This is a genomic window from Micromonospora sp. 067-2 (assembly GCF_046549295.1).
GTDB lineage: Bacteria > Actinomycetota > Actinomycetes > Mycobacteriales > Micromonosporaceae > Micromonospora.
Genome location: NZ_JAJPWB010000004.1, coordinates 64,099 through 88,284, shown reverse-complemented (window position 1 = coordinate 88,284; position 24,186 = coordinate 64,099). Strand labels below are relative to the sequence as shown.

The window sequence follows — 24,186 nt, the reverse complement described above, 5'->3', positions numbered from 1 at the left end:
CGCGGTGCGTCACACTGAGTGGAATCGGAGGTGACGCGTGCGACGGTCGGAGGTCCACAAGCGGGAGTTGATCGGCCAGAGACAGTCGACCGGCGGTCGGGACCTGCTGCCGGCCGGTGGGCTGGAGTTCTTCGCGTTGCTCGCGCGGCTGCTGCGGCGACCCCGCCGCGGTGACCGCCGACTGCCGCTGATCTGGCTGGTCCGCTCCGACACCCCGGATCTCATGGTGCCGCTGCGCCGATTCCTCGGCCAGGGCCCCCGACGGCGGGTGCCGCACGGCGTGCTGGACGCCGACGCGCCGCCGGGTGCCGGGGACGTGCCGGCGCTGCTGCGTGAGCTGCACCGTCAGCTCTCCCTGGAGGCGTTCGGCGCCGCCCGGCTGCGCTTCCGGCACTACCCCCTCGCCGACTGGCTGATGCACCAGAGCCTCAGTCTCGGCACGGAGGCCGACGACAGCCGAGCCGCCCTGGTACGCCGGCTGCGCGACCGCCGGGGCCCGCGTACGGCCGAGCCGGTGCCCGCCGGTGGCGACGCGGTCAGCATCGTCTCGCAGGTGCTGCTCTGGCTGGTCCGCCGCGCCGTGCCGGGGGTGGTCTTCCGGGCCGCCGTCTCCGGCCGGGTGCCGGTGCTCGGACGGCACTACAACTGGTTCATGCGCCAGCAGTATCTGGCGCCCCGGCAGTCGGTCACCTTCCTCGGCTTCGCCGAGCGGCTCACCGCCGGCTGGCGCGACGGCGAGCAGCCCGACCAGGTCAACAAACTGCTGCTGCACGCGTTTCTGGAGGACCTGCGGCAGGCGTACCGGCGTCGGCCGTGGCGCCCGTCGGACTGGCGGCGCACCGCGTACCCGGCGCTGCTGCTCGACCACGTGGCCCCGGGCAACGTCGGCGGGGAACTGGTCCGCCTGGTCGGCGACGTCCGCACCGAGACCGGCCGCAACGACCCGCTGCTGATCGTCGTGGCCGGCGGGCGACCCCCGCCGGAACTGCCCGAGCCGCACCCGTTGACCGACGCGGAGGAGGCGTACGGCGAGTGGGCCGAGGCGCTGCCGGAGATGCGGCGGCTGCGCCGCACCGGCGCGTGGCTCGTGGCGCTGCGCCCCGACGACACCGACACGGGTCCGCCGTCGAGGGGCGGCGTGCGACCGTTCTCCGCGCCCGACCCGCCCTGGTGGTCGCGGCGCTTCCTGCCGGCGGCGCTGTGCCTGGTGCTGCTGGCCGCGGGTGGCGCGTGGGTGGGCAGCCGGTGGGGGCCGGGTTGCCACCCCCCGCTCACCGGCGGCGAGATTTCCGTCGTGAAGGTCGGCGGCGAGTGCATCGGCTACAGCGACAGCGCGGCACAGGTGTTCAACAACGACCCCGGCCAGGAGCGGCTGCGGACCATCCAGCGGCGCATCTTCGCCCAGAACCGCGCCGCCGAGGAGGTCTGGCAGCGCAGCGACCGGCGTCGGCCCTTCCTCACCCTGGTCTACCTGGGCACCCTGACCGGCAACCGGACCCGCGCCGACGAGGAGTCGTACGTCTCCGAGCGGGAGGAACTGGAGGGCATGGCCACTGCCCAGCACGCGCTGCTCAAGGAGTCGGCGGGCGCCGACGGCGCGGCGCTGCTGCGGATCGTGGTGGCCAACGGCGGCCGGCAGATGCGCTACGCCGATCGGGCCGTGGCGATGCTGGCCGAGCTGGCCCGCGACGATCCCACGATCCTCGGGGTGGTCGGGCTGGTGGAGAGCCGCACCAGCACCGCCCGCGCACTGCGCGAGCTGAACCAGGTCGGGCTTCCGGTGCTGGCCCCCACCCTGTCGGCCGACCGGATGGACGCCAACTCCCGGCTCTACCTGCAGATCTCCGCGCCCAACGCGGACCAGGTGAAGATGGTCGACGCGTACGCCCAGCAGGTGTTGAAGGTCGATGAGGCGCACATCTACTACACGACGCTGGAGGGCAGCTCGCTCACCGAGGACCTGTACGTGGGCACCCTCGTCGACGGGCTCCGGCAGCGGTTCGGTGCCCGGGTCAAGCGCCTCGACGAGTGGCGTACCGGGCAGCGGCTGACCACCGAGTGCGGATACTCCGGCCTGCTCTTCTACGCCGGCCGGTGGTCGGAGTTCGACGGGTTCCTGCGGGCGTTGCGGGAGTGCGGCGACGACCCGCCCCGACACCTGGTCGCCGACGACTCGGCGAACCGCTACATGGCCAACCCCGGGCTGCGGGCCGCCGCGCCCGGCAACCTGCCGGTCACGTACGTCTCCAAGGCCGCCCTGGCCACCTGCGAGGCGCTGCGCGCGGCCCAGGGCCGGCGCGACGACGCCCGGGCGAGTTTCCTGGCCTGGATCCAGGCCGACGACCTGCTCGACCCGCCGCGCTGCCGTCCGGAGACCGGTCAGCCGGTCGGTGAACGGGTCAGCCTCGCCTACGACGCGTCCATGATGATGGTCCGCGCGGTGGAGAGCCTCGCCGCCCGGCTGCACCACGCCGACCCGCGCCAGCGCTGGGAGCCGACCTCGGTCAACCCGGTCGGCGTGCACGCCGAGGTGCTCCGGCAGAACGCCGGCAACGGCTACCCGGGGGTGGCCGGGCTGATCCAGTTCACTCCCGACTCGGGGGAGCCGGTCGACAAGCGGCTGGCCCTGATGCGGGTGGAGCAGGTGCCCGACGTGGCGACGGCGCCGGTGGAGGTGTTCCGCTGCGGGGTGGCCGACCGGCCCGGCCCGGCGGCGTGTGGTCGGGTGTGACACGTCCACGCAGGACTGTCCGGTTGTCACCGGTGTCCGTTAGGGTTCCTGGGACCAGGCGGCCGTTGGCGTTGGGGGCAGAGGGTGGGCAGGCTCGCGTCGGCGTACGGGCAGGCGGTCAGCTCCCACCGGGCGGCCCGGGCACACCTCGACACCGCCCGGGGTGCGCTCGGCACGGCACCGGTCCCCGTCACGCCGGTCGGCGCCGACGAGCTGGTGGCCCGGCTGGCACGCGTCGGCGGCGCCCTGGCCACCCCCACCCCCGGTGCCACACCGTTGACCGACGCGCCGGCCCCGGTCCGGGTCGGTGAGGCATCCACTGCCGACGGCGGCTTTCCGGTGCTGGTGCCGCTCGGCGGTGGTCACCATCTGGCGCTGGACACCGACGCCCGGGATCCTCGGGTCGCCGGTCTGCTGCGGGCGCTGGTGCTGCGCCTGGTCGCCACCGCCCCGGCCGGGCAGGTCCGGGTCACCGGCATCGACACCGCCGCGCTGGGGGCGACCTTCGGCCCGCTGCGCCCGCTGCTCGACGCCGGGGTGCTCGACGCGCCGGCGACCGGCGAGGCCGAGGTGGTCGCGCTGCTGGACGCCGCCGAGCGGCACGCCCGCGCCGCGCAACACGCCGAGCCCGGCACACGACAGCTGCTGGTGGTGGTCGCCACCGCCGCCCCGCCGCCGCGCGAGCTGGCCCGGCTCGCCGCGCTCACCCACGCCGGCCCGGCCGCCGCCGTCTGCGTGCTGCTCGCCGGCCACCCGTCCCGGCTGCCCGGGGAGACCTCCCCGCCGCTGGGTGGCACCACCGCGATCCGGCTGGACGAGGGGTACGCGCACGTCGGCGACCCGCCCGGCGTTCCGTTCAGCGCCGACGGCAGCGGTCTCGCCGCGCCGGTGCTGCTCGACGGCGACCCGCCGCCGGCCTCGGTGCGCGCCCTCGCCGAGCACCTGGGTGACGCCGCCCGCCGCACCGACGCGGTGCACTTCGCCGAGTTGCTGCCCGAGCGTCGTTGGGCCGAGTCCGCCGGCAACGGTCTGCGGACGGTGATCGGGCGCGCCGGCCGCGCCCCGCTGGCCGTCGCCTTCGATGACGCCACCCCGCACTGGCTGGTCGGCGGGCGCACCGGCGCCGGCAAGACGGTCTTCCTCCTCGACGTCCTCTACGGGTTGGCCGCCCGCTACTCCCCGGCCGACCTGCAGCTCTACCTGCTCGACTTCAAGGAGGGCGTGAGCTTCACCGAGTTCGTGCCCACCGGTCGGGATCCGTCCTGGCTGCCGCACGCCCGTGCCGTCGGCATCGAGTCCGACCGCGAGTACGGCCTCGCCGTTCTCCGCGAGCTGCGCCGGGAGGCGCAACGCCGGGCCACCGCCCTCAAGCGGCACGGCGTCACGAAGCTCGCCGACCTGCCCCGGGACAACCCGTTGCCCCGCATCGTGGCGGTCATCGACGAGTTCCACGTCCTGCTCGCCGGCAACGACGCGCTGGCCCGCGAGGCCGTCGACCTGCTCGAGGAGCTGGCCCGCAAGGGCCGCTCCTACGGCGTACACCTGGTGTTGGCAAGCCAGAGCATGACGGGCATCGAGGCCCTCTACGGCCGGGCCGAGGCGATCTTCGGGCAGTTCGCCCTGCGGGTGGCGCTGCCCGGCGGCGGCGGGGTGCTCGACGCCCTCAACGACGCCGCAGCGGCCCTGCCGATCGGCTCCGCCGTGGTCAACACCGCCGCCGGCGCGGTCGGCGCCGACACCGTCGTGCGTTTCCCCGACGCGCACGCCGCCTCCGCCGACCTCGCCGCGCTGCGCCACGAGCTGTGGCAGGCACGCCCGCCGGGTTCGCGCGCACCGGCGGTCTTCAAGGGGTACGCGGCGGCGCGGGTCGAGGACGACCCCACCTTCGCCGGGCTGCGCCCGGGTGGTCGACGGCCGATGGCCCTGGTCGGCCGGACGGTCGACGTGCACGGCACCACCGCGCTGTTCCTCATGGACACCACCCCCGGTCGGCACCTCGCCGTGGTGGGCACGACACCGGGCGGCGCGGACGTGCTGCGCGCCGCGGCGCTGAGCCTGGCCCGCCAGCACGTCGCCGGGGACGCCCGGTTCCTGCTGGCCTGCTTGGTCACCGCCGCCGACCCGGTCGCCGACGAGACCGAAACCGCGCTGCGCGCCGCCGGCCACCCGGTGCAGCGCGTCGACGCCGCAGGGCTGCGCGACCGCATCGCCACGCTGGCCGCCGAGCCCGCCGGGCGCGAGTACCTGGTGGTGTTCGGGATGGACGCCGCCGCGCCGGTGCTCGGAGCGGCCGACCCGGTCACCTTCCGCTCCGGCCTCGACGACCTGCGCACCCTGCTGCGCCAGGGCCCCGCCCAGGGGGTGCACCTGCTCGGCTGGTGGCGCGGCCTGCGCCGGCTCGCCGACGACCTCGGCGGCACGCAGAACCGCGACGACATCGCCTGCCTCGTCGCGCTCAACGTGCCCGGCACCGAGCTGGCCCTGCACCTCGGCATGCACGACCTGGCCTACACGCCGCGCGCCGACCGGGCGCTGCTGATCGACCGGCACGACCAGCGCATCCGGCTGATCGTGCCGTTCGCCCGCGATGAGCACGAGCCGGACGGGGAGCACTGACGGTGTCCTTCGAGGAGTACGCGGCGCTGGCCCGACAACTCGCCGAGCAGCGCCGAGCAGGTGAACGCGACGCCGCGGCCGAGTCCGAACGCCGCCGTGACCTGCACGCCGCCGTCGACTACCTGCACCAGCGACTGACCGCGCAGGGGCACCGCCTCGACCAACTCGGCCGCGCCATCGGCATCGACCAACCCCCTACCGCCCCTGCCACCGGCCCCGGGCAGCCGGGCGCCGCCACCGGGTCGGGGCCGGCTGAGGGCTCGGCCTGGTCGGGGCAGGCGGGGGGCTCGGCCGGGTCGGGGCACCCCGCTGCCGGGCCCGGATCGGGGGACGGCGTGTCCGGCGGCGCAGCCGGCGTGTCGGGGCGGGCGGGTGTCGGGGCGTACCCCCAACTGCCGGCGGGGGCGGCGCGGCTGGCGCTGCCGACGGCGGTGAGCCCGACGGGCGCCGGGGTGCCGGCGCAGCGCGCGGCTGCGGCGGACCCGGCGGTGGAGTTGGAGCTGGCCCGGCGGCTGGCCGACGAGGCCGACCGGCACGGGCAGCAGGCGGAGCTGCTGGCCCAGCGGCCGGCGCTGCTGCCGACGTGGTCACCGTTGGCGCGGGCGGTGGCCGTCTACGCCGGCTGTGCGGTCGCGGCCGGGGTGCTCATGCTGACCCTGGTCCTCGCCTCCGGGGTCGGTCTGGTCGACGGCTTCACCCTCGGTGCGTGGATCTGCGCGGGGCTGCCCGCGCTGGCGTTCTTCGGTGGGTACCTGGTGCTCGGCCGGTGGGGGAGGCCCGCCATGGTCGCCGGCACCCCGCCGCGCTACCTGCCGCTGGGTTTCCTGATCTGCTTCCTGCTGGTCCCGGCCGGCTACTGCGGCTACCTGCTGCTGTTTCGCAGCCTGCGCTGAGTCGCCGGCGGCGTGGGCGGCGGCCGCGAGGATCTCGTCGCGGTCCGCCTCGGTGAGGCCCTCGTCCTCCAGCAGGCCGAGCAGCAGGACCGTCCGCGCGACGATCGCCGCCGCGTCGTCGGGCGCCGCTGGTCGTTCGCCGAGCGCCGCCCAGACCAGCGCCTCGGCCAGCGCCGGGTCGACGTCGAGCCCGGTGGCGTCGTAGCGTTCCCGGGCGGACGCCACGAACCGGATCACCGGCGCGCGCTCCTGCCCGGCGACGAACCGCCGCCGCACCGCCACCAGCAGAGCCCCGGCGAGCAGGTCCGCGTACCGCCGCCAGTCCGGCTCGGCGAACCGCCGCAGCCGCCGTTCGTGGCCGCGCAGCCGCCCGGCCAGCAGGGCGCGCAGCGCCGCGTAAGGATCGGTCACCATCGTCGCTCCCTGCTCATCCTGAGTCGGGCGCGAAGAGTGCTCCGGTGTGCGCGTCGTCAGTCCCGCAAGCCATTCTGGTGCTGCGAGCCCAGGGGTGGGTGCAGGGCGTCCACGGGCTGCGCGTTTTCGCCGCCGACCGTTGGTATCAACGTGTGAGGCGGTCCGACCGCTAGATCTTGGACACTTCCCGTTATCGCGGAACGGTAAGTGTCCAAGATCTGCGGCCGCTCACGCTCTCGTGCTGAGATCCGCCGTGGAATTGAGCTTTCCGGCCGGAGCTACCGTCCATCTTGCAGCTACGTACTGAACACGGACTCTCGGGCGGTGTGGTGTTCGGTGGTGATCTTGCTTCCTATACCCACGACCTTTCTACGAGCGGGTCCCGCATTCGCTCCGCGGGTAGTTGCTGCTCGCCCCGCGCTGTTGAAGGCGTCCACGCGCTGGGCGCGGCCGAGTGGTAGCAGCCGATAATCGTTGTCGTGACGGGGTGGCTGCGCACCGTGTCGATCTCGTAGGCTCCCTCGTGGTCACTGCCGGTGCGGTGGGCGTGGCCGTGACGCATCGGGCTGCCTGGGGGAGGGCGTGTGAGCGCGGCGGAGATGATCGCAAGGCTGGCGGCGGCTTCACAGAAGCTGGACGAGGCACGGGCCAAGACGGCAGCGGCAGCGCAGGATGCCGCCGAGGCGAGGTCGATGGTCGCGGGTGCCCTGCAGGGCGTGGCCGCCGGCCCACTGATCGGGATGATCGATGCCTACCGGCAGGCGCTCGCGCAGGCCGCCCAGGGCGGCGAGCCCGCCAAGCAGCAGGTCCAGGAGACGATCGCCAAGGTCCGCGCGTTGGGTAACTGACCACGGGCGGTGGTAGCAAGATCCAGTAACCACCCGTGGTAGTCGACGTCACCTTGCGACCCGTGTTTCCGGGGCGGGAGCCGGCGCTACCCGAATCGGGGTTGGGCGACGCGCGGCTCGAAGCCGAGAACACCCCTGAGGCTCCGCCGTCCACTCGGCGCAGGCGTGTCGGTGCCGCCGAGGCGTTCCGGCCCACAGGCCCGGCGTGGCCGTCAACGTGTCGGTGCGGCTGCATGATCGCGGCGACGATCCGTGCCGAGCCGTGACCGGAAGAGCCTCCGTTGGTAGATCAGTGACCGCTAGGCTAATGTCGTTAGCGAGAACCTAACGCGGTTAGCAAGCTGATGGAGGATGTCATGACCGAGTACCTGACGATCGCCGGCAACACTCTCGCCTACGACGTGACCGGGCAGGGCCCGCTCGTCGTCCTCGCGCACGGCATCGGCGACAGCCGACACTCCTACCGCTTCCTGGTCCCGGCCCTGGCCGCCGCCGGATACCGGGTCGCCAACGTCGACATCCGGGGCTGCGGAGACTCCAGCCTCGGCTGGGACGGCTACAGCCGTACCGACATCGCGGGCGACCTGGTCGCGGTCGTGCGCCACCTCGGCGGCCCGGCCGTGATCATCGGACAGTCGATCAGCGGAGGCGCAGCGACCATCACGGCCGCGACCGCGCCTGATCTGATCACCGGGGTCGTGGAGTTGGCGCCGTTCACCCGTAAACAGTCGATCGACATCGGCGGCCTGCTGCGGGTGAAGCGCTTCCGGACCGGATACACCCAGCTGGGGCAGGTCATGTTCCGGGGAAGCCTGGCGAGTTGGAAGAAGTACCTCGACGTGGCGATCCCCACCAAGCCCGCCGACTGGGACGCGGAGCTCGGGCGCATCGAGGCCAAGCTGAGCGAGCCCGGCCGGATGCAGGCCCTGCAGGCGATGTGCAAGGCCAACCCTGGCGACGCCGGCGCACAACTGCCCAACGTCACCTGCCCGGTCCTGATCATCGAAGGCAGCCTCGACCCCGACTGGGCCGACCCGCGCGCCGAGGGCGAGAGGATCATCGCCGAGCTGCCGCAGGGTCTCGGCGAGCTGGTCGTCATCGAGGGTGCCGGTCACTACCCGCACGTCCAGACGCCCGATCAGGTCCTCGCGCTGACGCTGCCCTTCCTGGCCAAGACGCAGAGCAATGCCTAGGTCACGGCTCACCCCGGCTTCGGTCACCGAGGCCGGCGCCGATCTGGTCGACGAGATCGGCTTCGATCACCTCAGTATGGGTCTGCTCGCCGAACGGCTCGGAGTCCGGACACCGTCGCTCTACAGGCACGTCGCGAGCCAGGCCGACCTCGCCCACCGGATTGCCGTCCTGGCCATGACCGAGCTCGGTGATGCCATCCGCGACGCGACCCAGGGCCGGGCGGGCAGCGACGCCCTCGCCGCCGGTGCGCAGGCGATGCGGGTGTACGTGCGGGAACACCCCGGCCGGTACGCGGCAGGCAACGCCGCCCACCCGACCGGGCCCGACGACCCGCTCACCCCGGCCGCAGAGCGGGTGCTCGTGTCCTGGGCGGCCATGCTGCGCGGATACCGGCTGGATGCCGGACAGGAGATCCACGCCCTGCGGATGCTCCGCAGCATCCTGCACGGGTTCTCGACCCTCGAAGCGGCCGGCGGGTTCCAGATCGACACGGACATCGACGACAGCTTCACCTGGATGATCGACTTCATCGATCACGGCCTACAGGCCACCACCGGCGCCCTCTCCCGCTGACACGTGGCGTCTCGCGGGCTCGCACCATCGAGGATGCTCCGTCGTCGCGTGCGGCGAGCCCACGGATAGCTGAACGCGGGAGTGTGTCAGCAACAGCCCGGATCAGGGCGTTTAGGCTCTGCTCATGGTGTTTTGTCCCGTCGCGAGAATGCGCTCCTGCGTGGCTGTCGGTGACCGGCGACGCCGCGCCGTGTCGGTCGGCCTGCTGCACCTGTGACAGGGAGGTGGCGCTTCCGGCGACGCACCGGGCCGGCGGACGAGGCAGCGTTGCAGGGGAGCGCTCGCAGGGATCCCGCCCGGACGATCTTCTTCAGCGACGCGGTCTTCGCCATCTCCATCACGCTCCTGGTGCTGGAGATCCATCCGCCCGACGACACCGCCCACCTGGGGCGCGATCTCGTCGAGCTGTGGCCCTCGTTCCTGGCGTACGTGCTGAGCTTCCTCCTGATCGCATCGATCTGGGCCAACCACCACGTCATGTTCGACCAGATCGTCGCGGCGGACCGAGGGTTGCTACTCCTCAACACCGGGCTGCTGATGGATGTGGCGTTCGTGCCGTTCGCGGCGTCCGTCCTCGCCGCTGCCTTCCGCCAAGGGGCAGGTGAGTCGCTTGCCGTGTTGTTCTTCGGTGGCACCTTCGGAGTGGGCACGATCTTCTTCAACGCGATCTGGCGGTACGCGTTGCGTGCGCCGAGGCTGCTGGACGAGCGGGTGAGCCCCTCAGCAGGACGGCTCGTGAGCAGGCGGTTTCTGTCCGGACCGCTGCTGACGCTCCTCGGCGTGGCTGTCGGCGCGTTCTTTCCCGCGCTCGGGCTTGTCATCTTCGCTCTGATGATCCCGGTCTTCTGGCTGCCGCTACCCGCGCTCGAACCAATCCCTCTCGACGGCGAGAATCGCTAGCGAACGGGCCACGACGGTATCCACGTGGCACACGACGCGAGGAGTGGCGAAGAGCGCCACCCCCCGCGTGCTCCGAGGTCAGAGTTCGACGACGCCGCCGTCGGCGACCAGGTCGAAACCGGTGACGTAGCTGCTCTGGTCGGAGGCCAGGTAGTAGACGGCGTCGGCCATCTCCTCGGGCCGGCCGAGGCGGCCGAGCGGGATGATCGACGTGAACATCGCAAGGCCGGCCTCCAGTTCCGTCGGGGTGGCGAACTGGCTGCCCATGATCGGCGTTTCGATGACGCCTGGGCTCAGCACGTTCACCCGGATGCCCTGGTCCTTGAGTTCAGCGGCGAAGGTGCGGCCGAGGGATCGGATCGCGGCCTTGGTGGCGGCGTACACACCGTAGGCGGGGAAGCCCTTGACGTTCATGCCGGACGAGACCAGGACGATGCTGCCGCCCCGATCGAGCAGCGGCAGGGCCTTCTGCACGGTGAAGTACGTACCCCGGGCGTTGGTGTTGAAGATCTTGTCGAAGTGCTCGGGGTCGGCCTGTGCCGTCGGCCGGACCTCGACCGTGCCGGCGTTGGCGACGACGATGTCGAGCCGACCCTGCTCGTCCCGGATGGTGGCGTAGAGCCGATCCAGATCGTCCAGGTTTGCGATGTCGCCAGTGACCGCCCGGACGTTGTGCCCGATCTCGGCTGCGGCCTTGTCCAACTCCTCGGCGCGGCGGCCGGTGACGAAGACGTACGCGCCCTCGTTCACGAGCCGCTTGGCGGAGGCCAGGCCGATGCCGGTGCTGCCGCCGGTAACGAGTGCGATCTTGCCGTCGAGCGTCCTGCTCATGGGGTACTCCTCTGTCGTGGCGAGTTCTGTACTGCCTCGACAAAAACCTAGCTCGGTTCTGTACTGGATCGCCAAGAATGAAAACTGTGTTCTGTACTACACGGACAAAAACGCGCTACCCTTGCGCCATGGCCCGACCGCGCAGCTTCGACGAGCAGACCGTCCTCGACGCCGCCGTCCGTGTGTTTCGGGCGAGCGGTTACACCGGCGCGAGCCTCGACGACATCTCAGCAGCCACCGGCCTCGGCAGGGGAAGCCTCTACGCCTCGTTCGGCGACAAGCACGCCGTGTTCATGAAGGCCCTTCGCGAGTACGTCCGGCAGGCCCTCATCCAGACGCAGGGGGAGCTCGACGGCCCGGACGACACGGCGATCGATCGGCTCCACACCTGGATGTTGTCAGGTGCCGGGTTCGTGCTCCGCGACGACGAGCGCTTCGGTTGCATGGCCGGGAAGTTCGCGCTCGAGGTGGCTGACCACGACGCCGCGGCCCACGAGGTGATCCTCGGCGTCTTCTCCGAGCAGCAGCGGATTCTGACCGAGTGTGTCGCCGCCGCTCAGCGACACGGCGACCTGGACGCTGATGCCAACGGCTGCGCCATCGCCTGCATGATCCTGTCTCTGAACCGGGGAATGGACGTCATGGCCAAGGGCGGCATCGGCCAGGACACGCTCGACGCCGCCGCCGAACAGGCGTTCGAAGGGCTACCGCTCACCGAGGCGTACCGCACTCGCCGCAGGGGCTAGCAACGTCCGCGTGTCGTGGAACAGGAACATGACGCCTCTGTGCCGACCGCCGAGGGCAAGGCCTACGGCGCCTACCTGCCCGTCATCCGATGTCCCGCCTGACCCCATCGAATCCAGCTGCTGTGTGCGCGGTCGGAGGCAACCACGCCAGCAGCAGCGCCGCGGCGGCGAGCAGCGGCCCGAGAACGATCGCCGCCCGGTACCCGTGGCCGTCGGCCAACAACCCGGCGGCGGTCTGACCGGCGGCCGTCCCGACCGGACCGCCAGCGCAGACGACCGTCATCGCGGCGGCGACGCGCCCGGGCGCCAGCCGTTCCGTGAGCGTGTACACGTTGATCATGTGAGGGGCGATGGTCGCGCCGGCCAGCACCACAGCCACGGGCAGCGGCACCAGGATGTCGCCGACGGCCAGCATACTCATGCCCAGAACCACGCCGACCGTGAAGAGACGGTACCGGGCCGGGAGGGTGAATCCGCGGGGCAGCCAGGCGTACGCGAAGCCGGCGAGCGCGCTGCCCAGGCCCAGCCCGGCGTAGAGCAGCCCCGCCGCCACCGGCCTGCCCGCGTCGGTGGCGTACACCGTGACGCCCGTCTGCACCACGCCGAAGATCGCTCCCAGCAGGGCCATGGCCAGGACCATCGTGGACAGCGGCCGGATCGGCAGCCGTACCGTCGCGCTCGGTTGGTCTGGACGGCGGGCCGGCGGCTCGGCGTAGCGCGTGGCGAGCGGCACGGCCGCCACGGTGAGCAGGAGCGCGCCGGCCACCAGCGGCGCGGACGCCGGCACCGGTGCCGGAACGGCCGCCAGCAGACCGACGACGGCCGGGCCGACCACGAAGCTGGCCTCGTCCACGGTCGCCTCGTAGGACAGCGCGGTGCTCAGCAGGCCCGACCCGGCCGGGCGGGTCGCCGCCAGGTTGGACCAGTGCACGCGCAGCAGCGGCCCGACCTGGGGTTGGGTCAGCCCGACGAGGACCGCCGCGACGACCATGACCTCGCGCCGGGCCTGGGTGGCGGCGATGAGCGCGGCGATCGCCGCCACGTTCACCCCGGCGGCGTACGCGCCGAGCCGGCGGAGCCCGAACCGCTCGGCGAGCCGGCCCACGACCGGGCCCCCGACCCCGACGGCGAGGCTCTGCGCGGCTGCGGCGGCGCCGGCGAAGCCGTAGCTCCCGGTCGCGGAGTGGACGAGCATCAGCGTGGCCAGCGGGGCCATCGCGTAGGGCAGGCGGGCCAGGAAACCCAGCATGAGCAGGGCGCCGCTCGACCCTCGGAACAATTCCCGGTACGACATGACGCATCTCCACGCACAGCGAAGAGACGCGCCTACCCAGCCACCGGACGCGTGCCGTTCCCGATTCTGCGCCGGACGCTATCACCGGCCAGCGACCCAGCGCGGCCAGCGCGGCCAGGGCCGTTCAGCGACGGCGCCGCAGGAACGGGTCGAGCAGGGCGGGCGGCGTGTCGAACTTCTCGTGGGCGGCGAGGTCGACGCCGGGCGCGACGATCGCGTCGATCGCGTCGAGTACGTCGGCCGTGAGAACGGTGTCCGCGGCGGCGAGCTGCGAGCGCAGGTGCTCCGGTGTGCGGGGTCCGATGATCGCGCTCGTGACCGCCGGGTGCGCGGTGACGAAGCCCAGCGCGAGCTGGATCATCGTCAGGCCGGCCTCGTCGGCCACCGTGGCCAGCTGCTCGACCGCGTCCAGCCGGGCCTGGTTGGCGGGGATGGTGGTGTCGAAGCGCTGCGGCATGAACGCCGATCGGTTGGTGGCGATCTCCCGGCCCTGCCGGATCGCGCCCGACAGCCAGCCCGAGGCCAGTGGGCTCCACGCCAACACGCCGAGGCCGTACTGCTCGGTCACGGGCAGGACGTGGGTCTCGATGCCGCGCTGCAGGATGGAATAGCTGGGCTGTTCGGTGACGTAGCGGCCCAGATGGCCGTCCCGAGCGGCCCACTGGGCCTGCACGATCCGGTAGGCCGGGAACGTCGAGGAGCCGAAGTAGCGGATCTTTCCGGCGCGCTGCAGGTCGGTCAGAGCCGACAGGGTCTCCTCGTCGCTGGTGTTCGGGTCCCACCGGTGGATCTGGTAGAGGTCGACGTGGTCGACACCGAGGCGGCGCAGGCTGTTGTCCAACTCGGTGACCAGCCACCGGCGGGAGCTGCCCCGGTGGTTGGGCGTGTCGCCCATCGGGTTGTTGGCCTTGGTGGCCAGCACGATGTCGTCGCGCCGGCCGGCGATGGCCCTGCCGACCATCTGCTCGGACTCGCCGCCGCTGTAGATGTCGGCGGTGTCGATGAGGTTGATTCCGGCGTCGAGGGCGGCGTCGACGATGGCGGTGGCCTCGTCCTGGGTGGTGCGCCCGATCGTGCCGAAGTTCATCGCGCCGAGCACGAGGGAGCTGACCTGCACGCCGGTGCGGCCCAGGCTGCGGTACTGCATGGGGTGTTCCTCCAGGCTGTGGCATCATCAATAAACGGAACGTTGCTCCGTTAACCATACGGAACGACGTTCCGTTTGCCTAGTCCAGTGACGGAGGGAACAGGCCGTGACCGATGGTGAGGGGGACGGTGGGCGCGCACCGCAGCGCCGGCGGGCAGACGCCGTCCGCAACGAGAAGACGTTGCTCGACGCGGCCGCCGCGGCCTTCGTGGCATCGGGCGTCGAAGCGCCGGTACGCGACATCGCGGCCAGAGCCGGCGTCGGGACGGGCACGATCTACCGACACTTTCCGACGCGAGCGGATCTGATCATTGCCGTCTACCGACACCAGGTCGACGCCTGCGCCGCTGCCGGTCCGGCCCTGCTGGCGAGCAGCGCGAGCCCGCACGCCGCGCTGGGCCGGTGGATCGACCTGTTCGTCGACTTCCTGGTCACCAAGCGCGGGCTCGCCGGCGTGCTGCGGTCCGACGATGCCGGCTTCGGCACGTTGCACGCCTACTTCCTCGACCGACTGGTGCCGGTGTGTGCCCACCTGCTCGATGCCGCAGCCGAGGCCGGGCAGGTCCGCGAGGGCTTGACCGCCTACGAACTGATGCGTGGCGTCGGCAATCTCTGCATCGGTGCCGACAACGATCCCCTCTACGACGCGCGTCGCCTCGTCGGGCTGCTCATCGCGGGGCTGGTCGAACGCGACTGAGTTCGAGGCAGGGGCTGGTGGGGCCGCCGGCACGCGGACGCCCGGGGCGGCGGACCACCCCGGGCGTCGTTGCGGTGCGAGCGGATCATCCGCCACCTCGCTGTCGGGCTCAGACCCAGGTCGGCATGTACTCCTCGATGTACCGGGCACCGAAGCCACCGGTCGGCAGGATCCCCCTGATCCGGTTGAGGTCGGCCTCGGTGAGGACGAGGTCGGCGCCACCGACGTTCTCCGCCAGTCGGGTCGCGCTGCGGGTGCCCGGGATCGGCACGATGTCCTCGCCCTGGGCGAGTAGCCAGGCCAGCGCCAGTTGGGCGACCGTGGCGCCCTTGCCGGCCGCGAGGTCGCCGAGCTGCCGGGTCGCCTCCTGGTTCTTCTCGAAGTTGCCGGGCTGGTAGCGCGGGTCGGACTGCCGCATGTCCGTCGGGTCGTACTGCGCACCGGGCTTCGCCTGGCCGGTGAGGAAGCCACGGCCCAGCGGCGAGTACGGCACGAATCCGATGCCGAGCTCGCGCAGCAGCGGGAAGAGCACCTCGACCTCTCGCTCGAACAGCGAGTATTCGGTCTGCAGCACGGAGACCGGCTGCACGGCGTGGGCCCGCCGGATGGTCTTCTCGCCGGCCTCGCTCAACCCGAAGTAGCGGACCTTGCCCGCGTCGATGAACTCCTTGACGGTGCCGGCGACGTCCTCGATCGGGACGTCCGGGTCGACGCGGTGCTGGTAGAGCACGTCGATGTGGTCGGTCCTGAGGTATCGCAGGCTGTTCTCCACGACCTCGCGGATGTGCTCCGGGCGGCTGTCGACGCCGCTGGGTCGGGTGCCGCTGAAGTCGAACCCGAACTTGGTGGCGATCACGATCTCGTCGCGGAAGCCGGCAACCGCCTCACCGACGATCCGTTCGTTCTCCCCCTGGCCGTAGAGCTCGGCGGTGTCGAAGAAGGTCACCCCGAGGTCGTACGCCTTGCGGATGGTGGCGATGCCCTCCTGGGCGTCACCCGGCCCGTAGGCGAGGGAGATGCCCATCGCGCCGTAGCCGAGCGCGGAGACGGACAGTCCCTGCCGGCCGAGTCGTCGCTGTTGCATGGCTGCTCACTCCTTGCGTGAAAACTTCCGATGGTAGTTGTCAGCCTACGCCGCTTGTGGCAGTCACTGCCACTCGTGGCGTCGTATGATCGGCGCATGAGTCCTTCCGGCGCGGTCGGCAGCAACCTGCGGGCGGTCACCCGCCGGGCCGTCCAGGCCCAGATCGCTGCTCAGGCGATGCGGCTCTTCAGCGAACGCGGGTTCGACGAGACGACCGTCGACCAGATAGCGGCCGCAGCCGGGATCTCCAGCCGGAGCTTCTTCCGGTACTTCCCGACCAAGGAGGACGTAGTCGTCGGCGACCAGGCCGAGCATGGCGCGGCGCTGCGCGCGGCGTTGCAGGCGCGACCGTCGATCGAGCCGCCCTGGGTGGCGATCCGGCACGCTCTCGGCACACTGGTCGACGAGATCCGGGCGGATCCGGTGTTCGCGCTGCGCGCGTCGGCCGTCCTGCTCACCACCGCCTCCCTGCGGGCACGGCATCTGGAGAAGCAGCTGCTCTGGACCGAACTGCTGGTGCCCGAGATCGTCGCGCGCCTGGCCGACGACACCCCCCGCGCTGATCTGCGCGCCCGCGCGATCGTCTCCGCCGCGCTCATCTGCCTGGACGTGGCGCTCAACCAGTGGATCGACAGCGGTGGCGCCGACGACATCGGCGCCCTTCTCGACGCGGCGGTGGACGCGGTGACCGGGCAGCCGGTCGAGCGGTAGTCAGCGCGAGCGCGCACACGTCAGCCGCGCAAGCGCAGCAGGCAGCACCGCGCACACGTCAGCCGCGCGTACGTGGCAGGCAGCACTTCTTGTACTTGGCACCCGAGCCGCACCAGCAGGCGTCGTTGCGGCCCGGCGGCCAGGCCACCGGACCGGCCTCGTCGAGGCTGTCCGCGTACTCGTCGAGGGTTTCCTCGTCGGTGGGGTCGCTGCCCGCCTGCTCGGCGAAGGAGGCCAGCCCCGCGACGGTGCCGGCGACCACGCCCAGGCCGGCGGCGCCCAGCCCGCTGGCGTTGGCCAGCGCGCCCTCGATCTGGGCGCGATGCTCGTCCCAATCGGTCGGGTAGCTGTCGGCCAGCGCCGGCCAGCGGGCCAGCAGGGCGTCGAACTCCACCCGCGGCCAGAACAGCAGCGTCGCCGGGCCGTCGTCGAGCGCGCCGAGGGCGTGGTCGCTGGCAGCGCGCAGCCGGTCGGCCAGGTTGTCGTGGTCGTCGTGCGGCAGGCCCATCTCCTCGCGGAGGTTGTGCCGCCGCTGGGCCAGACCGTAGATCATCGCGGCGGCCTCGTCCTGCGCGTCCTCGGACTCGTGCTGGTGGCTCCGGCTCCGTTGCAGGATCGCGTCGAGCGCTCCGGTGAGCCACTCGAGTGCCGTCTCGGGGCGGCCGGATTCGACAAGCTCGTCGATCAGGTAGGTGGCGTCGGGGTGGGTCTGCAGCAGCGGGCGCAGCTCGGTCAGCTCGGCCAGGCCCTCGTCCTCGCGGCCGAGCCGCAGCAGCAGCCCGCCGCGTACCGATCGGGCGTAGGCGTTCTCGTCGGGCTGCTCGGCGACGGCGCGGGTGGCCAGCGCGAGCGCGTCGGCCAGATCTCCCGCCCGATCGAGGATGTCCGCGGCGACCAGCAGCGCGTACCCGGTGTCGTCGGGGTCGGCGACCCTGCCCTCGTCGACGGCGCCGACCAGTTCGGCGACCAGCGCGGCCGGGTCCGGGCTCGTGAGTCCCATGGTGCCGATCTCGTCGATCCGGTCGGCGGTCAGTGGTTCGGGCGTCGGCATGGGCGCATCCCGGTGACAGGCGGTGGGCGGGAGCGGCCAGCGTACTCCCGGATCTGGCGCGGACGGCGGAGCCCGGGGCGGCGTGACCACCCCGGGCTCCACGTCAGCGGGTCGCCGGGATGGTGGCGAACTCGCCGGCTAGCTCGGATTCGAGGATCGTCGCGGTGGACGGCCGGCGACCGGACGCCGCCCGCCGGGCGGACGGGACGGCCAGGGCCGCGAGCGCGGCCGCCAGGGCGATCGCGGTGAGGACCAGAAACCCCATCGTGAAGCCGGCCTCCCGGGGCAGTCCGTTTGCCTGCGGATGGGCGGTGATCACGCCGCTGACCACGGCGGCGCCGATCGCGCCGCCGATGGTGCGGATGTTGGCGTTCATGCCGGTCGCCACGCCGGTCTGGCTGGCGGGCACGCTGCCCACGATCAGGTTGGCCATCGAGGCGAAGGCCAGCCCGATCCCGAGACCGACCAGGCCGCCGGCGACGCCGATCTCCCAGCGGGTGTCGTGCGCGGCGGCCAGCATCGCGGAGGCGGCCACGTTGAAGGTGGCGCCGGTGGCGAGTTGCGCCTTGGCGCTGAAGACGGACTGGAGTCGGCCGGCGATCAGGCCGGCGACGAACATCGCGACGAGCATCGGCAGCATGAGCAGGCCGGCCTGGCTGATGCTGGCGCCGAAGCCGTAGCCGGCGGCGGTCGGGGTCTGCACGAACTGCGGGAGGAACGCGTACACGGAGAACATCGACGCGCCGTAGAGCAGGGCGACGAGGTTGGTGGTCCAGACGCCGGGCAGGCGCATCATCCGCATGTCGATGAGCGGGTTGGGCGAGCGCACCTCGGCGACCAGCCAGCCGACGAGCAGCACCACGGCGAGCGCGAGCAGACCGAGCACCCGGCCGGACGTCCAACCCCAGGCCGCGCCCTTGCTGATCGGCAGCAGCAGCGCAACGAGCCAGCCGGAGAGCAGCAGGGTGGCACGCCAGTCGATCCGCCCGGGGGTACGCACCGGCGACTCCGGCACGAACAGGTACGCGGCGACGGCGGTCAGCCCGACCACGACCATGGGGATCCAGAACAGCCAGCGGTAGTCCAGCGCGGCCACGATCGGGCCGGCGAGCACGACGCCCAGCCCGCCGCCGACGGCGACGATCGCCGAGATGGCGGCGACGGCGGAGCCGACCCGCGCGGCGGGGAACTCGTCGCGGATGACGCCGAACGACAGCGGGAACACCGCGCCGCCGACGCCCTGGACGACCCGGGCGATGATCAGCACGCCGATGTTCGGCGCGATGGCGGCCAGCAGGCAGCCGAGGGCGAGCGCGGCGAGCGAGACGACGAGCATCCGTTCCTTGCCGACCATGTCGCCGACCCGGCCGAGGATCGGCGTGAAGATCGACGCCGACAGCAGGTAGGCGGTCAGCACCCAGGTGACGGTGTTCTGGGAGGTGTGCAGGTCGTGCTGGATCGTCGGCAGCACGGGGGTGATCAGCGACTGCAGCATCGCGAAGAACCCGGCGCCGGCGGCCAGCACGGAGAAGGTGAGCCGACGCGAGCCGCGTCGGGAGGTCACTGCCACGAGAGGAGACTCCCTGGATTGCGTACGGAAGGAGGTTTGTCGCCCGTCGTGTGCGGCGGGCAGGCTGTCGGGTCCGGGCGATGGGCGGCCGGGCGGATCGAGCGGTCCCGAGGTAAGCTAACCGGAGGCAAGGCTCCGGTCATTCCGGAGGGGTGCCTCCACTAAGCTAGCGGAGGCTTGCCTCCGGATGCAACCAGGATGAGGTGACGCACGTCATGACCAGCACGGGGCAGGTGCCCGAGGTCTTCACCCGCCGACCCAAGCGAGCCGACGCGCGCCGCAACTACGACGCGCTGGTGGTCGCCGCCCGCGAGGCATTCGCCGACAACGGCGCGTCCGCTTCGCTGGAGGACGTGGCCCGCCGCGCCGGCGTCGGCATCGGCACCCTCTACCGCAACTTCGCCAACCGTCGCGAGCTGTTCGAGGCCGTCTACGTCGAAGAGGTCCGGGCACTGAGCGGGTCGGCCGCCGACCTGGCCGAGCTGCCCCCGTGGGATTCCCTCGTCGCGTGGCTGCACCGGTTCGTCGCGTACGTGGCCACCAAGCGGGCGCTCGCCGAGGAGTTGCTGCGCGACTCGGAGATCTTCCGGAGTTGCCGGACGGAGATCTACGTCGCCGGCGAGCCGATGATGCACCGCGCCCAGGCGGCCGGGGTGGTCCGTGCCGACATCAGCTTCGACGACGTGGTGCGCCTGATCAGCGGCCTCACCATGGCCCAGTTTCCGTCGACCGACCAGCGTGACCGGGTGCTCGGCGTCGCCCTCGACGGCCTGCGGCCCGCGGCTACCACGCGCTGAACGCTCAACGGTCGACGAGCAGCAGCCACTCGTCGTCGAGCCGTTCGACCACCGTCCCCGCCGGCCAGACGTGGTTGGACCCGACCGCCGCCCTGGCCTGGTCGACCTGCGGCTGCCGGCTGAACTGAGCGTCGTCGAAGCTGGCCAGGGTGTGGAACCGGGCCCGGCCGAAGTTCGCGGCGTCGGTGAACTCGGCCCGCTCGAACAGCGCCTCCGCGCCGAACATCGTCCAGCGGAACAGGGCCATGTCCGCGAACCGGGCAGCGCGGAAGCTGGCCGGGCCGCCGAACTCGGTGTGCTCCATCGACAGGCCGCTGTGGAAGACGGTCCCCTCGAACACGGTGGAGTCCTCGAACCGGGTCGCGTCGAAGCTGGTCGACCGATCGAAGGTTGCCCGGCGGAATGATGTGGGGCCGGCGAGGCTGGACCGTCGGCACGACAGGCCACCGCCGAAGTCGACGCCCTCGAAGCTCGCCAGGCCGCCGAGGCGGGCGCCGTCCAGCACGACCTCCGCGTCGGCGGAGAGATCGTCGAAGGTCACGTCGTCGAAGACCGCCGATCCGAGGGCGAGGCGTCCCCGCGCGGTCACGTCGGCGAAGCTGGTCACGCCGGTGAACACCGACCCGGTGAAGTCCGCGTCGACGAGCGTGCACCCGGCGGCATCGAAGTCGACCAGCCGTGCGCCGGTCAGGTCCAGCACGACCTTCGGCCAGTAGGTCGAGTCGTCGTCCGCGCGCAGGTGCCGGGTGAGCACCCGCTGCGCGGTGCGGCGGACCTCCGTCTCGCGCGGCTCGTCGTCCGGCGCCGCCATCCGCAGGTACGCGCAGAGCACCGCCGCGATCGTCGACCGCTGCGCCGGATTGTCCTGCCCGAGTCGTTCCAGCGCGTGCAGCCCGCCGAGGCGTACCGCCGCGCTGTCGTTGCCGAGCAGTTCGACCGCGCGGGTGTAGAGCTCGGTCAGCCGGCGCTCGGCCGCGTCGTGTTCGGCCGCCACGGACTGCCGATCCTGGTGCCGCTGCGCGGCCTCGGCAACCGACTCGGTGTGCCCCTGCACCCGGTCCCGGTGCGCCTGGTCCCGGGCGGCCACGCCCTCCTGGTGCCGCTGCGCGCGTTCGGCGATCCACTGTCGACGGGCGGCCAGCAGCAACGCCAGACCGCCGCCGGTGCCGGCGACCACGGTCAGGCCGGTGCGGATCGCGTCGATGCGCAGCGTGGCGCGGGTGTCCGGCTGGGTGGCCCGGTCGGCCTCGGTGAGCAGCAGGTCCAGCACCAGCCAACCCAGGGCTGCGGCGAGCAGCAGGCCGAACAGGACCAGCCACCAGGGCATCACCCGCAGTTGGCGCTCGGGAGGTTCGTCGGCGGCCACGGCCACAGCATGCCATCCGCCGGCGGGAGGCCGGGGGAGTGCGGACGGCCGCCAGAACATCCGATGTGGAGTGCGACGGAATGCCGGTTTGCGCCCCCGGCGGAACAACGGGTTACCGGCACGTAACAAGTCATTGACGTTTCTAAATTGTTGCGGGCATCATCGTCGCACGGTCGACCGGACACCTCACCCACCTGCCCGGCTCGCCGGGTGCCTCCCCCCGGAGGTGCAGCCATGCTGCTCCGAAAGACCGCCCTCGTCCTGTCCCTGGCCACCGCCGCCCTGCTCGCGTCCACCGCCACGGCGACCGCCGCTCCCACCACTCCCGTGGCCACTCCCGTTGCCGCCGCCGCGGCGGCGAATCCGGTCATCGTGGTCGGCGGGCTCAGCGGAGTCGCCGTCGCGTACGAACCGATCGCCGCCCGGCTTCGTGCCGACGGCTACCGGACCTTCGTCTAAGAACTGCCTCAGCTGGGCCTCGGGGACATCCCCGCCTCTGCCCGCGCGTTCGCCACCTACGTCGGGCAGGTGCGCGCCAGCACCGGAGCGGCCACCGTGGACGTCGTCGCCCACTCCGAGGGCGGCCTGGTCGCCCGCTACTACCTGAAACGGCTCGGCGGCACCGCCACCATCGGTCGGTACGTGAGCCTGGGCTCGCCGCAGTACGGCACCTACGTCGCGAACATCGTGGCGTTCCTCGGCCTCGGCAGCTGCGCCGGCATCGTGGCCTGCCAGCAGATGACCATTGGTTCGGCCTTCCTCGCCGACCTCAACGCCGGCGACGACACCCCGGGCGCGGTGCGCTACACCACCATCCGCACGATCCAGGACGAGCTGGTCCGGCCGACCGGAAACGCCGCCGTCAACGACGGTGCGACCAACGTGCTGATCCAGGCGTACTGCCCGCTGCGGGTGGTCGGGCACCTCGGCCTGGTGCTCGACGGCACGGCGTACACCATCGTGCGCGAGGCCCTGGTCGACGGCCCGGTGCGACCCAACTGCCTCGCGCTCTGACCCGGTCCGCGCGGGTGGTCCCGGCCGGGACCACCCGCGCCCACCCGGTCGGGTCAGCTCGCCTCGGACAACGCCTCGAACTCGTCGTCGGTGAGCCGCACGTCGCCCGCGGCCACGTTCTCCTCCAGGTGCGCCACCGAGGACGTACCGGGGATCGGCAGCATCACCGGCGACCGGCGCAGCAGCCAGGCCAGCGCGAGTTGCGCGGGCGTCGCACCGTGCGCGTTGGAGATCGCGTCCAGCGGCCCGCCCGGGCGGGCCAGCTCACCGGTGGCGATCGGGTACCACGGGATGAACGCGAGGTCGTTGCTCTCGCAGTACTCGAGTACGTCCTCGGCACCGCGGTTCGCGAGGTTGTACAGGTTCTGCACCGAGGCGATCGAGGTGATCGAGCGGGACTCCTCGATCTGCGCGACGCTCACCTCGGACAGGCCGATGTGCCGGATCTTGCCCTCCTGCCGCAACAGCGCCAGCTCGCCCAGCTGGTCGGCGAGCGGCACCTGCGAGTCGATCCGGTGCAGCTGGTAGAGCGGGATGGAGTCCAGGCCGAGGTGCCGCAGGCTCAGCTCACACTGCTGGCGCAGATACTCCGGGCGGCCCACCGCACGCCAGACACCCGGGCCGCCCCGGGTGAAACCGCCCTTGGTCGCGATGACCAGGTCGTCGGCGTACGGGTGCAGAGCCTCGCGGATCAGCAGCTCGGAGACGAACGGCCCGTACGAGTCGGCGGTGTCGATGAACGTCACGCCCAGCTCCACCGCCCGGCGCAGCACCCGGAGCGCCTCGGCCGGGTCCTTCGGGTCGCCCCAGACGCCCGGCCCGGTGATCTGCATCGCCCCGTAACCGAGCCGGTTGACGGTGACGTCACCCCCGATCCGGTACGTCCCCGAAGCCTTCGCGGGCTGCTTGCCGATGTCGGTCGCCATACGCGGATCCCCAATCGTGTCGTCGCGGCGGTGGAAACATCCACCACCACGTGATCATCCCCCGGAAACCGATCGTCCATACCGCTGCCCGTGCGGGATTGTCCGGAGCGACCGGTGCGACCGCCGCCGGCGTGCGACGCTGGGCCCGTGCCGGTGACGCCGGCTCGGGTAGCCCGGCCGGCGCCTTCTCCCCGGCCGACGGCGGAGGGAGCACCCATGGCGGGAGTGCCGCCTGTCGACTTCGCGCTCGACACGTACGAGTGCGTCGTGATCTATCCCGGCGCGGCCGGACGGGTCCTGCCTCCCGAGACCGTGCAGCGCTTGCAGGCCGAGCACACCGACCACATGCAGGCGTTGCAGCGACGCGGAATCATCCTGGTCGCCGGCTCCATCGACGGGACGACCAGCAACCCGGAGCCGCCGATCGGCTTCGGGTTGGCCCGCACCGGCAGCGTCGAGGATGTGCGCAGCGTGCTGGAGGCCGACCCGGCGGTACAGGCCGGGCTCTACCGGCTGGACGTGCTGACGTTCCTCTGCCCGGCTGGGTCATTGGAGTTTCCGCTGGTCAAGACCCAGAGCTGACCGATCGAGCCAGCGGCGCCTGTCGCGATGGTGACGGCGGTCGGCAACCCGCCGGTGCTACGGTCGCGCCCACCAACTCTGCCGACGGTGGGACATTGCGATCCAGCGGCCGGCGGGAGCACCCCGAGGGTGGGCGCCGGAGAAGGCGTACGATTCCCGGCGCGCGGTCGCCGATGCCCGTCGCCACAAGTTTCCCGGTGC

At 72.1% G+C, this 24,186-nt stretch carries 21 protein-coding genes and 1 pseudogene; 14 read left to right on the top strand and 8 right to left on the bottom strand.

What is annotated here, in order from left to right; all coding sequences use genetic code 11:
• Positions 1-37: 37 nt before the first annotated feature.
• The 8 genes from ACLJN9_RS10185 to ACLJN9_RS10150 all read left to right on the top strand — a co-directional run bounded on the left by ACLJN9_RS10185 (position 38) and on the right by ACLJN9_RS10150 (position 10,169).
• Positions 38-2,731 (top strand): hypothetical protein, encoded by a 2,694-nt coding sequence (locus tag ACLJN9_RS10185; RefSeq protein ID WP_410810896.1) that lies wholly within the window; start codon positions 38-40, stop codon positions 2,729-2,731.
• An 84-nt stretch (positions 2,732-2,815) separates the two neighbouring features.
• On the top strand, positions 2,816-5,347 hold the full coding sequence (locus ACLJN9_RS10180; RefSeq protein WP_410810895.1) for an FtsK/SpoIIIE domain-containing protein: 2,532 nt from the start codon (positions 2,816-2,818) through the stop codon (positions 5,345-5,347).
• A gap of 2 nt (positions 5,348-5,349) precedes the next feature.
• Entirely contained in the window at positions 5,350-6,240 is an 891-nt protein-coding gene (locus tag ACLJN9_RS10175) for a hypothetical protein (RefSeq protein ID WP_410810893.1), read from the top strand.
• A 12-nt stretch (positions 6,241-6,252) separates the two neighbouring features.
• A complete protein-coding gene (locus ACLJN9_RS10170; RefSeq protein WP_410810891.1) occupies positions 6,253-6,810 on the top strand; it encodes a hypothetical protein in 558 nt (185 codons plus the stop codon).
• Between the two features lie 428 nt (positions 6,811-7,238).
• Complete coding sequence (locus tag ACLJN9_RS10165) at positions 7,239-7,502, top strand: DUF6244 family protein (protein ID WP_410810890.1); 264 nt, start codon at positions 7,239-7,241, stop codon at positions 7,500-7,502.
• Between the two features lie 356 nt (positions 7,503-7,858).
• Positions 7,859-8,695 carry an alpha/beta fold hydrolase gene (locus ACLJN9_RS10160; RefSeq protein WP_410810889.1) on the top strand — a complete coding sequence of 279 codons (837 nt, stop codon included), beginning with the start codon at positions 7,859-7,861 and terminating at the stop codon, positions 8,693-8,695.
• Positions 8,688-9,269, top strand: coding sequence for a TetR/AcrR family transcriptional regulator (locus ACLJN9_RS10155; protein ID WP_410810888.1), 582 nt, complete (start codon positions 8,688-8,690; stop codon positions 9,267-9,269). The genes ACLJN9_RS10160 and ACLJN9_RS10155 overlap by 8 nt, the downstream gene beginning before the upstream one ends.
• Positions 9,270-9,536: 267 nt before the next feature.
• Positions 9,537-10,169, top strand: a complete 633-nt coding sequence (locus ACLJN9_RS10150; protein ID WP_410810887.1) for a TMEM175 family protein — start codon at positions 9,537-9,539, stop codon at positions 10,167-10,169.
• 78 nt (positions 10,170-10,247) lie between these two features.
• On the opposite strand, the gene ACLJN9_RS10145 is transcribed toward ACLJN9_RS10150, so the two are convergent.
• A complete protein-coding gene (locus tag ACLJN9_RS10145) occupies positions 10,248-11,000 on the bottom strand; it encodes an SDR family NAD(P)-dependent oxidoreductase (protein WP_410810885.1) in 753 nt (250 codons plus the stop codon).
• A 128-nt stretch (positions 11,001-11,128) separates the two neighbouring features.
• Here ACLJN9_RS10145 and ACLJN9_RS10140 point away from each other — a divergent pair, with 128 nt between their 5' ends.
• Positions 11,129-11,746, top strand: coding sequence for a TetR/AcrR family transcriptional regulator (locus tag ACLJN9_RS10140; RefSeq protein ID WP_410810884.1), 618 nt, complete (start codon positions 11,129-11,131; stop codon positions 11,744-11,746).
• A gap of 82 nt (positions 11,747-11,828) precedes the next feature.
• Here the strand turns inward: ACLJN9_RS10140 and ACLJN9_RS10135 are convergent, their stop codons facing one another.
• Positions 11,829-13,040 carry an MFS transporter gene (locus ACLJN9_RS10135; RefSeq protein WP_410810883.1) on the bottom strand — a complete coding sequence of 404 codons (1,212 nt, stop codon included), beginning with the start codon at positions 13,038-13,040 and terminating at the stop codon, positions 11,829-11,831.
• A gap of 124 nt (positions 13,041-13,164) precedes the next feature.
• Entirely contained in the window at positions 13,165-14,187 is a 1,023-nt protein-coding gene (locus ACLJN9_RS10130; protein WP_410810882.1) for an aldo/keto reductase, read from the bottom strand.
• A gap of 106 nt (positions 14,188-14,293) precedes the next feature.
• Here ACLJN9_RS10130 and ACLJN9_RS10125 point away from each other — a divergent pair, with 106 nt between their 5' ends.
• Positions 14,294-14,884: a TetR/AcrR family transcriptional regulator gene (locus ACLJN9_RS10125; protein ID WP_410810881.1), complete on the top strand. Its 591-nt coding sequence runs from the start codon at positions 14,294-14,296 to the stop codon at positions 14,882-14,884.
• A 109-nt stretch (positions 14,885-14,993) separates the two neighbouring features.
• Here ACLJN9_RS10125 and ACLJN9_RS10120 read toward each other — a convergent pair whose 3' ends face one another.
• A complete protein-coding gene (locus ACLJN9_RS10120; protein WP_410810880.1) occupies positions 14,994-15,968 on the bottom strand; it encodes an aldo/keto reductase in 975 nt (324 codons plus the stop codon).
• A 96-nt stretch (positions 15,969-16,064) separates the two neighbouring features.
• On the opposite strand from ACLJN9_RS10120, the gene ACLJN9_RS10115 reads away from it, so the two are divergent.
• The gene (locus ACLJN9_RS10115; RefSeq protein WP_410810879.1) at positions 16,065-16,679 is read left to right on the top strand and encodes a TetR family transcriptional regulator; all 615 of its coding nucleotides are present in this window, start codon (positions 16,065-16,067) and stop codon (positions 16,677-16,679) included.
• A 58-nt stretch (positions 16,680-16,737) separates the two neighbouring features.
• On the opposite strand, the gene ACLJN9_RS10110 is transcribed toward ACLJN9_RS10115, so the two are convergent.
• Positions 16,738-17,730, bottom strand: a complete 993-nt coding sequence (locus ACLJN9_RS10110) for an SEC-C domain-containing protein (protein WP_410810878.1) — start codon at positions 17,728-17,730, stop codon at positions 16,738-16,740.
• 103 nt (positions 17,731-17,833) lie between these two features.
• The gene (locus ACLJN9_RS10105) at positions 17,834-19,300 is read right to left on the bottom strand and encodes an MFS transporter (RefSeq protein WP_410810877.1); all 1,467 of its coding nucleotides are present in this window, start codon (positions 19,298-19,300) and stop codon (positions 17,834-17,836) included.
• A 215-nt stretch (positions 19,301-19,515) separates the two neighbouring features.
• On the opposite strand from ACLJN9_RS10105, the gene ACLJN9_RS10100 reads away from it, so the two are divergent.
• A complete protein-coding gene (locus ACLJN9_RS10100) occupies positions 19,516-20,097 on the top strand; it encodes a TetR/AcrR family transcriptional regulator (protein ID WP_410810876.1) in 582 nt (193 codons plus the stop codon).
• A gap of 4 nt (positions 20,098-20,101) precedes the next feature.
• Here ACLJN9_RS10100 and ACLJN9_RS10095 read toward each other — a convergent pair whose 3' ends face one another.
• Positions 20,102-21,463: a pentapeptide repeat-containing protein gene (locus ACLJN9_RS10095; RefSeq protein ID WP_410810875.1), complete on the bottom strand. Its 1,362-nt coding sequence runs from the start codon at positions 21,461-21,463 to the stop codon at positions 20,102-20,104.
• 234 nt (positions 21,464-21,697) lie between these two features.
• Here ACLJN9_RS10095 and ACLJN9_RS10090 point away from each other — a divergent pair.
• Positions 21,698-22,477 (top strand): annotated as a pseudogene (locus ACLJN9_RS10090) (esterase/lipase family protein).
• A 53-nt stretch (positions 22,478-22,530) separates the two neighbouring features.
• Here ACLJN9_RS10090 and ACLJN9_RS10085 read toward each other — a convergent pair.
• On the bottom strand, positions 22,531-23,403 hold the full coding sequence (locus ACLJN9_RS10085) for an aldo/keto reductase (protein WP_410810874.1): 873 nt from the start codon (positions 23,401-23,403) through the stop codon (positions 22,531-22,533).
• Between the two features lie 216 nt (positions 23,404-23,619).
• Between ACLJN9_RS10085 and ACLJN9_RS10080 the strand changes: the two genes are divergently transcribed.
• Positions 23,620-23,985, top strand: coding sequence for a YciI family protein (locus ACLJN9_RS10080; protein ID WP_410810873.1), 366 nt, complete (start codon positions 23,620-23,622; stop codon positions 23,983-23,985).
• Positions 23,986-24,186 lie beyond the last annotated feature (201 nt).